This window comes from Promicromonospora sp. NPDC023987 (assembly GCF_040639055.1).
GTDB lineage: Bacteria > Actinomycetota > Actinomycetes > Actinomycetales > Cellulomonadaceae > Promicromonospora.
Genome location: NZ_JBEZZF010000024.1, coordinates 1 through 13080, shown reverse-complemented (window position 1 = coordinate 13080; position 13080 = coordinate 1). Strand labels below are relative to the sequence as shown.

Here is a 13080-nt window from a genome sequence, read left to right as displayed (position 1 = left end):
CCGCACGACACGAAAGGCACCCACCTGCGATGACCGACAACAAGCCCGAGATCGCCTACCTCCCGCCGGGCGTCCCGCCGACCAACCACGGCCACACGGTCGCCGCGTGGGTGACGATGGTCGGGATCACGCTGGGCGTGCTCGTCTGCGCGTGGGGCGTGCTGGTGGCCCAGTCCTGGTCCTCCTGGCTGGTCCTGTTCGTGCTCGGCTTCGTGGTGATCGGAGCCTCGCTGATCGTCGGCCTCGTGCTGCGCAACCTCGGCATGGGCCAGAAGAGCGTCGGGCGATAAGGCGATGACCGCCCTCGCGATGGCCGCGCCGCCCGCAGCCGCGCACCCCAGGAACAACCTGGGGGCGTGGTCGCTCGTGCTGGGTATCGCCTCGGTGGTGCTTGCGCTGGGCGTCCTCACCGGGATCCCCGCCATCATCGTGGGCAACAAGGGCCGCAGGGCCGTGCGCGCCGGCGAGGCCGGCAACGAGCGCATGGCGCTGACCGGCGTCGTGCTCGGCTGGACCTCCCTCGTGATCTTCGCCCTGGTGATCGGGCTCGTCGTGGTGCGGTTCCTGGCCGGTGGACCCGGTTCCTGAGGCGTCGGCCCGGCCTGCCGGCCCTCGCGCGGAGGGCCCGGACGCCGCGGCCGTGCCGGACGCCGGCAGGTCCGCCCTCCGCGTGCCGCTGCTGGCGGGCGCCGCGGTCGGGGCAGTCACGCTGCTGCTCGCGCTGCGCGACCCGCACGCACGCGGCTCCTACGGGTTCTGCCCCCTGCTGGAGCTGACCGGACTGGCCTGCCCGCTCTGCGGCGGGCTGCGCGCCACGCACGACCTGGCGCATCTCGACCTGGCGGGTGCGTGGTCGGCGAACGCGCTGTGGACGGTGACCGCCCCCGTCGTGCTCGTCCTGTGGCTGGTGTGGCTCGTGTCCGCGGCCCGCGGCCGCCCCGTCAAGGGGCTGTCCAGCACCGCCGGATGGGTCACCCTCGGCGTCGCGCTGGCGTTCTTCGTCGCGCGCAACCTCCCCGGGCTGCAGCCATACCTGACCCCGTGGGCCTGATCAGGTGATCTCCAGGGAGTCCTCGGACGACTCCCGGCCCGGGATCTGACGGGACGTCGTCTCACGCTCCGGGAGTGGTCAGGACCACACCTACGATCCGCCTACGATGGCCATGGGGCCGATCGCCCCCCAGCAAACGTACGAGGTGTATGACGAGGGCAGAGCAAGGGCACGGGGAGGCTCATTACATGTCGGTCCTGGAGGACATCGTCGCGGGAGTTCGTGAGGACCTCGTGGAGCGTGAGGCACGTGTGTCTCTCGACGCGCTCAAGGAGCGCGCCACCGCGGTGCCCGGGGCTCTCGAGTGCCTCGGTCGCCTCAAGCAGGCGGACGCCGTCTCGGTGATCGCCGAGGTGAAGCGCTCGAGCCCGAGCAAGGGGTCGCTGGCGCAGATCGACGACCCGGCCGCGCTCGCGGTCGAGTACGAGACCGGCGGCGCTTCCGCGATCTCCGTGCTCACCGAGCAACGGCGGTTCAACGGCTCGCTGGCCGACCTGGACGCGGTGCGCGGCCGGGTGGACGTCCCGGTGCTGCGCAAGGACTTCGTGGTCACGCCCTACCAGGTGTGGGAGGCGCGGGCGCACGGCGCCGACCTGGTGCTGATCATCGTGGCGGCCCTGGAGCAGACCGTGCTGGAGTCGCTCGTGGAGCGCGTGCACTCGCTCGGCATGACCGCCCTGGTCGAGGCGCACAACCTCGAAGAGGTCCGCCGTGCCGTGGACGCCGGGTCACGGGTGGTGGGCGTCAACGCCCGCAACCTGAAGACGCTCGAGCTGGACCGCAACCTGTTCCGCAGCCTCGCCGAGTACATCCCGGACGACGTGATCAAGATCGCGGAGTCCGGTATCCGAGGCCCGCACGACGTGATGGAGATGGCCCGTGCCGGCGCCGACGGCGTCCTGGTGGGCGAGGCACTCGTGACCGACGGCGCGCCGCGCTCGTCGGTGGCCGACCTCGTCGCGGCCGGCTCCCACCCGTCGCTGCGGTCCGTCCGTCCGGCTTGAAGGGATCCCAGGTGACCTCCGTAAAGCTGTCCGACGTCTCCGGCCCGTACTTCGGGCAGTACGGCGGGCGTTTCGTCCCCGAGGCACTCATCGCCGCGCTCGAAGAGCTCGACGCCGAGTTCCGCAAGGCGGCCGACGACCCCGAGTTCGCGGCCGAGCTGCAGCGCCTGCACAGGGAGTACACGGGCCGGCCCAGCCCGCTGACCGAGGTGCAGCGGTTCGCGGAGCACGCCGGAGGCACGGCGGGCGCGGTCCGGGTCTTCCTCAAGCGCGAGGACCTGAACCACACCGGATCGCACAAGATCAACAACGTGCTGGGGCAGGCCCTGCTGGTCAAGCGCATGGGCAAGAAGCGTCTGATCGCCGAGACCGGGGCCGGCCAGCACGGCGTCGCCACGGCCACCGCGGCCGCCCTGATGGACCTCGAGTGCGTGATCTACATGGGCGAGGAGGACACCCGGCGCCAGGCACTGAACGTCGCCCGGATGCGCCTGCTCGGCGCCGAGGTCGTGCCGGTGAAGATCGGCTCGCGCACCCTCAAGGACGCGATCAACGAGGCGCTGCGCGACTGGGTCGCCAACGTCGAGTCCACGCACTACCTGCTGGGCACCGTCACGGGCCCGCACCCGTTCCCCGAGATGGTGCGCCAGTTCCACCGCATCATCGGTGAGGAGGCGCGTGAGCAGATCCTGGAGCGCGCCGGCCGGCTGCCCGACGTCGTAGCGGCGTGCGTGGGCGGCGGGTCCAACGCGCTCGGCATCTTCAACGCCTTCCTCGACGACAAGGACGTCGAGCTGCGCGGGTTCGAGGCCGGCGGCGAGGGCATCGACTCGGGCAAGCACGCGGCCCGGTTCAGCGGCGGTGCGCTGGGTGTGCTGCACGGCGCACGCTCCTACCTGCTGCAGGACGACGACGGCCAGACCCTGCCCAGCCACTCGGTGTCGGCGGGCCTGGACTACCCGAGCGTCGGCCCGGCCCACGCCTGGCTGCACGACCTGGGGCGCGCCACCTACGAGCCGGTGACCGACGTCGAGGCCATGGACGCGTTCCACCTGCTGTGCCGCACCGAGGGCATCATCCCGGCGATCGAGTCGGCGCACGCTCTCGCGGGGGCGCTGCGGATCGGCAAGGCCGCGGCGGCGGAAGGCCGTACCGGGCCGGACGGCGAGCCGCTCCTGATCCTCGTGAACCTCTCCGGGCGCGGCGACAAGGACGTGGCGACCGCGGCCCGCTGGTTCGGGCTGCTCGACGAGGGCGTGGCGGCGGAAGAGCTCGAGCGGCAGGAGGGCCGGGGATGAGCACGGTGACAGAGCCCGCGACGGGGTCGCGCACGAGCGACCTCATCGACCGGCTGCGCGAGCAGGAGAACCGGCCCGCCCTGGTGGGCTATCTGCCAGTGGGCTTCCCGACGGTGGACCGGTCGATCGAGGCGATCAAGACACTGATCGACCACGGCGTGGACATCGTCGAGCTCGGCATCCCGTACACCGACCCCGTACTCGACGGGCCGGTGGTCCAGCAGGCCGCGCAGGGCGCGCTCGACGCGGGCGTCCGCGTGCGGGACGTGTTCCGCGTGCTGCGGGAGCTGACCGACTACGCCCCGCACGTTCCCGTGCTGGTCATGACCTACTGGAACCCCGTGCTCAAGTACGGTGCCGATGCGTTCGCGCGCGACCTGCGCGCCGCGGGGGGCGCCGGGCTCATCACGCCCGACCTGATCCCCGACGAGGGCCCTGACTGGATCGCCGCGAGCACGGAGCACGGCCTGGACCGCGTCTTCCTCGTGGCCCCGAGCTCGACCCCCGAGCGGCTCCGCCGCACGGTGGACGCGACGCGCGGGTTCGTCTACGCGGCGTCGCTCATGGGCGTGACCGGGGTGCGGGCCGAGGTGGGCTCGCGTGCCGAGCAGCTCGTGGCCGACACGCGCGCCGCCGGCGCGGCCAACGTCTGCGTGGGGCTAGGCGTCTCGACCGGCGCGCAGGCCGAGGAGATCGGCCGCTACGCCGACGGCGTCATCGTGGGTTCGGCGCTGGTCCGGCCGCTCCTGTCGGACGGCGCGCTCGGCGACGCCGAGTGGGCCGACCGTCTCACGAAGCTGGCCGAGGTGACGGAGGACCTCGCCGCCGGGGTACGGTCTGCGCGCACCACCGCGCCCGACGCACCCGCCGGCGCGACCGCCGTTCCCGGAGAGGCGCCGTGACGCTGCTGACCGTGCTGCAGGCAACTCTGCCCGTCGAGTTGACCGCTGTGCTGCCGGCTGCTCTGGCCACCGAGATACCCAGCCCGTCCGAGCACACCTGGTACCTCGGGATCTTCCCGCTGCGGGCCTATGCCCTGGCGATCCTCGCGGGCATCGCGATCGCCGTCTGGATGACCGCCAGGCGGTGGAAGGCACGCGGGGGCAACCCGGACGACGTCCTGGAGATCGTGTTCTGGGCCGTGCCGTTCGGCCTCCTCGGCGGCCGGATCTATCACGTGCTCTCCTCGCCAGACCGCTACTTCGGCGAGAACTTCTCGGGTGGTGGCGACCCCATCAAGGCGCTCTACGTCTGGGAGGGCGGCCTCGGCATCTGGGGCGCCGTGGCGCTCGGCGCCGTCGGGGCGTGGCTCGGCTGCCGGCAGAAGGGCGTCAAACTCTCGTCCTTCGTCGACGCCGCCGCGCCCGGACTCCTGGTCGCCCAGGCCGTCGGACGTCTCGGCAACTGGTTCAACCAGGAGCTCTACGGGCGGCCCACCGAGCTGCCCTGGGGCCTGCACATCGACGCCGAGTACCTGGTGTCGAACCCCGCGACCGGTGTGGCGTACCCCGAGGGCACCCTGTTTCACCCCACGTTCCTGTACGAGCTCCTGTGGTGCCTGGCGATGGCCGGCGCCCTGCTCTTCCTCGACCGTCGGTTCAAGTTGGGTCATGGGCGGGTATTCTGGGCGTACGTTCTGCTCTACACTCTCGGACGGGTCTGGATCGAGATGCTGCGCATCGACGATGCAGAGCTGGTGCTGGGGCTCCGCCTCAACGTCTGGACCTCGGTCCTCCTGGGCCTCGCGGCCCTGGTGATCTCGATAGTGCTGGCTCGGAGGTTCCCCACCAGGGAAGAGTCGGTACGGCTGCGGCCCGCGGGGCATGATCCGTCGGCCGGACCTGAGGCCGAACCGGAGCCTGACCCAGAGCCTGACCCAGCAAGTGAGGAGACCGGCGAGGCGGCAGCCGAGCCGGAGGAACAGAAGAACGCAGCAGTGGAGGAGTCCGACGCGGACACCTCCGCGCGCACCTGAGGGGCACGACCGCCGGGACCACCGGACGACGAGCCCCTGACCGACCGGGCCGCCGTCGTCCCGGACCATCGCAAGGAACTGCGCCCGGCCATGGCCGGGTGCCTGTGAGGACCCATGACCAAGCCGTTGCCGACACAGAGGGTTGGGTTGCCCGCGCCGATGACTGGTGCCGGCCTGTACGACCCGGCGGCCGAGCATGACGCGTGCGGCGTCGCCTTCGTGGCGACGCTCCGCGGCACGCCCGGACGCGACATCGTCGATGCCGGACTGACCGCCCTGCTGAACCTCGACCACCGCGGCGCGGTGGGGGCGGAGGAGGACAGCGGTGACGGCGCCGGGATCCTGACCCAGATCCCCGACGCGTTCATCCGGGACGTGGTGGGCGTCGACCTCCCGCCCGCCGGGATGTACGCGATCGGTACGGCCTTCCTGCCGGCCGACGACGCCGAGCGGGAGTCCGTCGAGCGCCGCGTCGAGGCGCTGGCCGCCGAGGAGAAGCTGGACGTGCTCGCGTGGCGCGACGTCCCGGTGGACGCCGGGATCGTCGGCCCGACGGCGCGGGCCTCCATGCCGGTGTTCCGGCAGATCGTCGTGGCCGACCCCTCCCGCGGCCTGTCCGGGATCGACCTGGACCGTCGCTGCTACCGCCTGCGCAAGCGCGCGGAGAACGAGGCAGGCCTGTACTTCGCCTCGCTCAGTGCGCGCACCCTGACGTACAAGGGCATGCTGACGACCGCGCAGCTCGAGCCGTTCTTCCCGGACCTGTCCGACCCGCGGTACGCCACCGAGCTCGCCCTGGTCCACTCGCGGTTCTCCACCAACACGTTCCCGTCGTGGCCGCTGGCCCAGCCCTTCCGGCTGCTGGCCCACAACGGCGAGATCAACACGGTGCGCGGCAACCGCAACTGGATGGCGGCGCGCGAGGGCACCATGGAGTCCGACCTCCTCGGAGACCTGGCGGCGCTCCGGCCGGTCTGCTCGCCCGGTGCGAGCGACTCGGCGAGCTTCGACGAGGTGCTCGAGCTGCTGCACCTGAGCGGCCGGTCCCTTCCGCACTCCGTGCTGATGATGGTGCCGGAGGCCTGGGAGAACCACACCAGCATGGACGCGGCGCTGCGGTCGTTCTACGAGTACAACGCCAACCTCATCGAGCCGTGGGACGGCCCTGCCTCCCTCACGTTCACCGACGGCACGCTGATCGGCGCCGTGCTGGACCGCAACGGCCTGCGCCCCGGCCGCTGGTGGGTCACCGAGGACGGGCTCGTCGTGCTGGCGTCCGAGGCCGGCGTGCTCGACATCGACCCCGCCACGGTCGTCCGCAAGGGCCGGCTCGAGCCCGGCAAGATGTTCCTCGTGGACACCGGCTCCGGCCGGATCGTGGAGGACGAGGAGATCAAGTCCGGCCTCGCGGCCAAGCACCCCTACGGGGACTGGGTCCGCGAGCAGTCGGTCCACCTCGACGATCTGCCCGACCGTGAGCACGTGGCGCACAGCCCCGCGTCGGTCCGGCGGCGCCAGCGCGCCTTCGGGTACACCGAGGAAGAGCTCAAGATCATCCTGACGCCGATGGCGACCACCGGTGGCGAGCCGCTCGGTGCCATGGGCTCCGACACGCCCGTCGCCGTGCTCTCGCAGCGTCCGCGGCTCCTGTTCGACTACTTCACGCAGATGTTCGCGCAGGTGACCAACCCGCCGCTGGACGCGATCCGCGAGGAGCTGGTCACCGCCATCGACAGCACGATCGGCCCGGAGCCCAACCTGCTCGCCGACATCCCTGAGCACGCGCGCAAGCTGGTGCTCGGGTTCCCGGTGCTGGACAACGACCAGCTGGCGAAGATCGTGCACGTCGAGCGGGACCGGGAGCTGGAGGGCGTCTTCCACGCGGAGACGATCCAGGGCCTCTACGAGGTCTCCGGCGGCGGCGACGCGCTGCTGGCCCGGCTCGAGGCGATCTTCGCCGACGTCGACCGGTACGTGGAGGAGGGCGTGAGCTTCCTCGTGCTGTCCGACCGCGACGCCAACTCGGAGCTGGCCCCGATCCCGTCGCTGCTCCTGACCAGCGCCGTGCACCATCACCTGGTGCGCAAGCACACGCGCACCCGGGTGTCGCTCGTGGTCGAGGCCGGCGACGTGCGCGAGGTGCACCACGTCGCGCTGCTCATCGGCTACGGCGCCGCCGCCGTGAACCCCTACCTCGCGATGGAGACGGTCGAGGACCTCGCCCACCGCGGGTACCTGGAGGTCACCCCGGAGAAGGCCGTCGCCAACCTCATCAAGGGGCTCGGCAAGGGCGTGCTCAAGGTGATGTCGAAGATGGGCATCTCCACGATCATGTCCTACCGCGGCGCTCAGATCTTCGAGGCCGTCGGTCTGTCCGAGGACCTGGTCGAGGACTACTTCACCGGCACCACCTCGCGGCTCGGCGGCATCGGCCTTGGCGTCATCGCGGCCGAGGTCGCGGCGCGGCACGCCGAGGCGTACCCGCCGTCCGGCAACCTGAAGCCGGGCGAGCGCCTCACCACGGGCGGCGAGTACCAGTGGCGGCGCGACGGCGAGGACCACCTGTTCGACCCCGAGACGGTGTTCCGCCTGCAGCACGCCACCCGGTCGGGCCGGATGGACATCTTCCGGCAGTACACCCGGCGCGTGGACGAGCAGTCGAACCGCCTCATGACCCTGCGCGGCCTGCTGCGCTTCAACCCCGACCGTGAGCCGGTGCCGATCGACGAGGTCCAGCCGGTCAGCGAGATCGTCAAGCTGTTCAACACGGGCGCCATGTCGTACGGCTCCATCTCGGCCGAGGCGCACGAGACCCTCGCGATCGCGATGAACCGCCTCGGCGGCCGGTCCAACACGGGCGAGGGCGGCGAGGACCCGGAGCGGCTCTACGACGACGAGCGGCGTTCGCGCGTCAAGCAGATCGCCTCGGGCCGGTTCGGCGTGACGTCGGAGTACCTGACGCACGCCACCGACATCCAGATCAAGCTCGCCCAGGGTGCCAAGCCCGGCGAGGGCGGTCAGCTGCCAGGCTCCAAGGTCTACCCGTGGGTGGCGCGCACCCGGCACTCGACGCCGGGCGTCGGGCTCATCTCGCCGCCGCCGCACCACGACATCTATTCGATCGAGGACCTGGCCCAGCTGATCCACGACGCGAAGAACGCCAACCCGGCCGCGCGCGTGCACGTCAAGCTGGTCAGCGAGTTCGGTGTCGGCACGGTGGCGACGGGTGTGTCCAAGGCGCACGCCGACGTCGTCCTCATCTCCGGGCACGACGGCGGCACGGGCGCGTCGCCGCTCACGTCGCTCAAGCACGCGGGCACGCCGTGGGAGATCGGCCTGGCCGAGACCCAGCAGACCCTCGTGCTCAACGACCTGCGCGACCGCATCGTCGTGCAGGTGGACGGCCAGATGAAGACCGGCCGCGACGTGATCGTCGCGGCACTGCTCGGGGCGGAGGAGTTCGGCTTCGCGACGGCTCCGATGGTCGTCTCGGGCTGCATCATGATGCGGGTCTGCCACCTGGACACGTGTCCCGTCGGCGTCGCCACGCAGAACCCCGAGCTGCGCAGCCGGTTCACCGGCAAGCCGGAGTTCGTCGTGAACTTCTTCGAGTTCATCGCCCAGGAGGTCCGTGAGCACCTCGCGGCGCTCGGCTTCCGCAGCCTCGAGGAGGCGGTGGGCCAGGTGCAGGTGCTCGACACCCGCAAGGCCGTCGACCACTGGAAGGCACAGGGCCTCGACCTGACGCCCGTGCTCGCGCGGCCGCAGCTCAAGGACGGTTCGTCGCTGCACCACACGACGGTGCAGGACCACGGTCTGGCCAGGGCGCTGGACAACCAGCTCATCAAGGCCGCCGCCCCGGCCCTCGAGCGGGGCGAGCCGGTGCAGATCGAGCTACCGGTCCGGAACGTCAACCGCACGGTCGGCACGATGCTCGGCCACGAGGTGACCAAGCGATACCGCGGTGCGGGCCTGCCCGACGACACCATCGACGTCACCCTCACCGGGTCGGCGGGCCAGTCGCTCGGCGCGTTCCTGCCCCGCGGCATCACGCTGCGCCTGTTCGGCGACGCCAACGACTACGTCGGCAAGGGCCTGTCCGGTGGCCGGATCGCGGTGCGACCGGACCGGTCGTCCGTGCTCGACGGCGGCAACGTCATCGGTGGCAACGTCATCGGTTACGGCGCCACCTCCGGCGAGGTCTACCTGCGCGGTCGTGTGGGGGAGCGGTTCGGCGTGCGCAACTCGGGCGCCACCCTCGTCGCGGAGGGCGTCGGCGACCACGCCTGCGAGTACATGACCGGTGGTGCGGTGCTGGTGCTCGGCCCGACGGGCCGCAACGTCGGCGCCGGCATGTCCGGCGGCACGGCCTACTTCCTGGACCTGCGGGTCTCGCGGGTCAACCAGGCGGCGCTGGAGGCGGGCGAGCTCGCCCTCGAGCCGCTGGACGACGCCGACTGGGAGATCGTGCGCGGGCTGCTGGAGCGGCACCGCGCCGAGACCGGCTCGGCGGTGGCGGCAGAACTGCTCGACGACCCCGCGCTCGCGCGTGGCCGGTTCAGCCGCCTGCTGCCGCCCGGCTGGGCGCGTGTGCGCCTGGCGCTCAGCGAGGCGGAGGCCGCAGGCGCCGACGTCTCGGGCAAGACCCAGTGGGACCCGTCCGTCTGGGACCAGATCATGGAGGTGGCACGTGGCTGACCCCAGGGGATTTCTCAAGGTCCGGGAGCGGGAGCTCCCGCCGAACCGGCCCGTCGAGGTGCGGCTGCGTGACTGGAAGGACACGCACGCGCACCGCGAGGCCGGTCAACCGTTCCTGAAGGAACAGGCCGGCCGCTGCATGGACTGCGGCGTGCCGTTCTGCCACCAGGGCTGCCCGCTCGGCAACCTGATCCCGGACTGGAACGACCTGGTCTGGCGTGGCCAGTGGGCCGACGCGATCGACCGCCTGCACGCGACCAACAACTTCCCGGAGTTCACGGGCCGGGTGTGCCCGGCGCCGTGCGAGTCGTCGTGCGTGCTGAGCATCAACCAGCCGGCGGTGACGATCAAGAACGTCGAGGTGTCGATCATCGACGAGGCGTTCGCCCGCGGCCTGGTCACGCCGCACGTGCCGGAGCGGCTCACGGGCTCGACGGTCGCCGTCGTCGGCTCGGGTCCCGCCGGGCTCGCCGCGGCGCAGCAGCTGACGCGCGCCGGCCACACCGTCGTCGTCTACGAGCGGGACGACGCCGTCGGCGGCCTCCTGCGCTACGGCATCCCGGACTTCAAGCTCGAGAAGCTGCACATCGACCGCCGTCTGGCGCAGATGGAGGCTGAGGGCACGCGCTTCCGTGCGGGCACCACGATCGGCAAGGACATGAGCTGGGACGCCCTGCGCCGCCGGTTCGACGCCGTCGTGGTCGCCACCGGCGCTACCGTCCCGCGCGACCTGGCGCTGCCCGGCCGCGACCTGGCGGGCATCCACTTCGCCATGGACTATCTGACGCCCGCCAACCACGCGGTGCGCGCCGGTACCCCGGACGTCCTCCCCGAGGGCGCGCCGACGGCGGCCGGCAAGCACGTCATCATCATCGGCGGCGGCGACACCGGTTCCGACTGCCTCGGCACCGCGCTGCGCCAGGGTGCCGCGAGCGTCACCACGCTCGCGATCGGCAAGATGCCGCCGACCGAGCGCCCGGCGAACCAGCCGTGGCCGACCGACCCGATCCTGTTCGAGGTCTCGACCTCGCACGAGGAGGGCGGCGAGCGCACCTACCTGGCCTCGACGGTGGAGTTCCTGCCCGACGCAGAGGGCAACGTCCGTGCCCTCAAGGTCGCGGAGACCCAGTACCTGCCCGACGGCCGCAGGGCCGCGACGCCCGGCACGGAGCGTGAGCTCCCCGCGGACCTCGTGCTCGTGGCGATGGGCTTCACCGGCCCGGAGACCGGTGTGCTCGAGGAGCAGACCGGCATCGAGATCACCGAGCGTGGCCTCGTCGCCCGCGGCGACGACTACGCTGCAAGCCTGCCCGGAGTTTTTGTGGCCGGCGACGCCGGCCGCGGGCAGTCCCTCATCGTGTGGGCCATCGCGGAGGGCCGTGCTGCGGCCGCCGCGGCTGATACCTACCTGCAGGGCAGCACCGAGCTGCCTGCCCCGGTGCGTCCGCGCACGCTCGCTCTGCGGTCGTGACCGGAGAACCCGCCCGGGAGTTGTTCACCCCCACAGGGCGCTGCGGCGCCCACCTGCCTAGGCTGGAGACATGCGCAGAGCCAAGATCGTGTGCACCATCGGACCCGCTACGGAGACGCCGGAGAAGCTCCGGGAACTCGTAGACGCCGGCATGAACGTGGCGCGGATCAACCGCAGCCACGGTGAGCAGGAGGCGCACGCGGCGGTCTACCGCCACGTGCGAGCGGCCGCGGAAGCGGCGGGCAAGTCCGTCGCAGTGCTCGTCGACCTCCAGGGCCCCAAGATCCGGCTCGGCCGGTTCGCCGGGGACGAGAAGCACTTCCTGAACAAGGGCGACACGTTCACCATCACCACCGAGGACGTCCTCGGTAGCCGGGAGATCGTGTCGACCACCCACAAGGGCCTGAACCAGGACGCCAAGGTGGGCGACCCGCTGCTGATCGACGACGGCAAGGTGCGCGTGCGCGTCACCGCCGTCGAGGGTCCGCGGGTCGTCACCGAGGTCGAGGTACCCGGCCCCGTCTCGAACAACAAGGGCATCAACCTGCCCGGGGTCGCGGTCTCCGTGCCGGCCCTGTCCGACAAGGACGAGTCCGACCTGCGCTGGGCCCTGAAGCTCGGGGCAGACTTCATCGCGCTGTCGTTCGTGCGGTCCGCCAAGGACTACGAGGACGTCCGCCGGGTGATGGAGGAGGAGGGCCGCACGGTCCCCGTCATCGCCAAGATCGAGAAGCCGCAGGCCGTGGAGAACCTCGCCGAGGTCATCGCCGCGTTCGACGGTGTCATGGTCGCCCGCGGTGACCTCGCGGTCGAGATGCCGCTGGAGCAGGTGCCGCTCGTGCAGAAGCGCATCGTCGAGATGGCGCGGCGCAACGCCAAGCCGGTCATCGTCGCCACGCAGGTGCTCGAGTCCATGACGACGTCGCCGACGCCGACCCGCGCCGAGGCGTCGGACTGCGCCAACGCGGTGCTCGATGGCGCCGACGCCGTGATGCTCTCCGGCGAGACCTCGGTGGGCGACTACCCGATCATCACGGTCGAGACCATGGCCCGGATCATCGAGGCGACGGAGCAGGCGGGCCGGGAGCGCATCGCACCGCTCGGCTCCACGCCGCACACGCGTGGTGGCGCCATCACGCGCGCCGCCGCCGAGATCGGCGAGACGCTCGGGGTCAAGTACCTCGTGACGTTCACGCAGTCCGGTGACTCCGCACGCCGGATGTCCCGCCTGCGCTCGTCCATCCCGCTGCTCGCCTTCACCCCGGAGCAGCACGTCGCGAACACCCTCGCGCTCACCTGGGGCACCTCCGAGTACCTGGTGCCGAAGGTGGAGAACGTCGACGCGATGGTCGACCAGGTCGACCGGACGCTGCAGGACCAGGGCCTCGCCGAGAAGGGCGACCTGGTCGTCGTGGTCTCGGGTGCCCCGGTCGGTGTGCCCGGCACGACGAACTCGATCCTGGTGCACCGCATCGGCTCGCACGTCGACGGCTACAGCACGCCCTGATCCTCTGGCGCCGAAGTAGAACTGTGGCGAGATAGAACTGGGGCCGGAGTGCTGATCAGCACCCCGGCCCCAGTTC

The 13080-nt window shown here is 71.4% G+C and carries 10 protein-coding genes; all 10 read left to right on the top strand.

Annotated features, from left to right (window positions below):
• Positions 1–29: 29 nt before the first annotated feature.
• Complete coding sequence (locus AB0F40_RS12930; protein WP_253875079.1) at positions 30–290, top strand: HGxxPAAW family protein; 261 nt, start codon at positions 30–32, stop codon at positions 288–290.
• Positions 291–294: 4 nt separating this feature from the next.
• On the top strand, positions 295–588 hold the full coding sequence (locus AB0F40_RS12925) for a DUF4190 domain-containing protein (RefSeq protein WP_357467587.1): 294 nt from the start codon (positions 295–297) through the stop codon (positions 586–588).
• On the top strand, positions 572–1051 hold the full coding sequence (locus tag AB0F40_RS12920; RefSeq protein WP_357467585.1) for a DUF2752 domain-containing protein: 480 nt from the start codon (positions 572–574) through the stop codon (positions 1049–1051). Before AB0F40_RS12925 ends, AB0F40_RS12920 begins: the two co-directional genes overlap by 17 nt.
• 188 nt (positions 1052–1239) lie before the next feature.
• Complete coding sequence (gene trpC / locus AB0F40_RS12915; protein WP_357467583.1) at positions 1240–2055, top strand: indole-3-glycerol phosphate synthase TrpC; 816 nt, start codon at positions 1240–1242, stop codon at positions 2053–2055.
• Between the two features lie 11 nt (positions 2056–2066).
• Positions 2067–3353, top strand: coding sequence for a tryptophan synthase subunit beta (gene trpB, locus AB0F40_RS12910; RefSeq protein ID WP_357467581.1), 1287 nt, complete (start codon positions 2067–2069; stop codon positions 3351–3353).
• A complete protein-coding gene (gene trpA / locus AB0F40_RS12905; protein ID WP_357467579.1) occupies positions 3350–4255 on the top strand; it encodes a tryptophan synthase subunit alpha in 906 nt (301 codons plus the stop codon). Before trpB ends, trpA begins: the two co-directional genes overlap by 4 nt.
• A gap of 38 nt (positions 4256–4293) precedes the next feature.
• On the top strand, positions 4294–5328 hold the full coding sequence (lgt, locus tag AB0F40_RS12900) for a prolipoprotein diacylglyceryl transferase (RefSeq protein WP_357467725.1): 1035 nt from the start codon (positions 4294–4296) through the stop codon (positions 5326–5328).
• A 159-nt stretch (positions 5329–5487) separates the two neighbouring features.
• Positions 5488–10026, top strand: a complete 4539-nt coding sequence (gene gltB / locus AB0F40_RS12895) for a glutamate synthase large subunit (protein ID WP_357467576.1) — start codon at positions 5488–5490, stop codon at positions 10024–10026.
• Positions 10019–11497 carry a glutamate synthase subunit beta gene (locus tag AB0F40_RS12890; protein WP_357467573.1) on the top strand — a complete coding sequence of 493 codons (1479 nt, stop codon included), beginning with the start codon at positions 10019–10021 and terminating at the stop codon, positions 11495–11497. The genes gltB and AB0F40_RS12890 overlap by 8 nt, the downstream gene beginning before the upstream one ends.
• Before the next feature lie 70 nt (positions 11498–11567).
• Positions 11568–13004 (top strand): pyruvate kinase, encoded by a 1437-nt coding sequence (gene pyk / locus AB0F40_RS12885; RefSeq protein WP_357467571.1) that lies wholly within the window; start codon positions 11568–11570, stop codon positions 13002–13004.
• Positions 13005–13080: the final 76 nt, after the last annotated feature.

Coding starts and splice junctions, on each gene's coding strand:
- AB0F40_RS12930 (WP_253875079.1), top strand. CDS start 30: ATGACCGACAACAAGCCCGAGATCGCCTACCTCCCGCCGGGCGTCCCG.
- trpC (WP_357467583.1), top strand. CDS start 1,240: ATGTCGGTCCTGGAGGACATCGTCGCGGGAGTTCGTGAGGACCTCGTG.
- gltB (WP_357467576.1), top strand. CDS start 5,488: ATGACTGGTGCCGGCCTGTACGACCCGGCGGCCGAGCATGACGCGTGC.
- trpA (WP_357467579.1), top strand. CDS start 3,350: ATGAGCACGGTGACAGAGCCCGCGACGGGGTCGCGCACGAGCGACCTC.
- AB0F40_RS12925 (WP_357467587.1), top strand. CDS start 295: ATGACCGCCCTCGCGATGGCCGCGCCGCCCGCAGCCGCGCACCCCAGG.
- pyk (WP_357467571.1), top strand. CDS start 11,568: ATGCGCAGAGCCAAGATCGTGTGCACCATCGGACCCGCTACGGAGACG.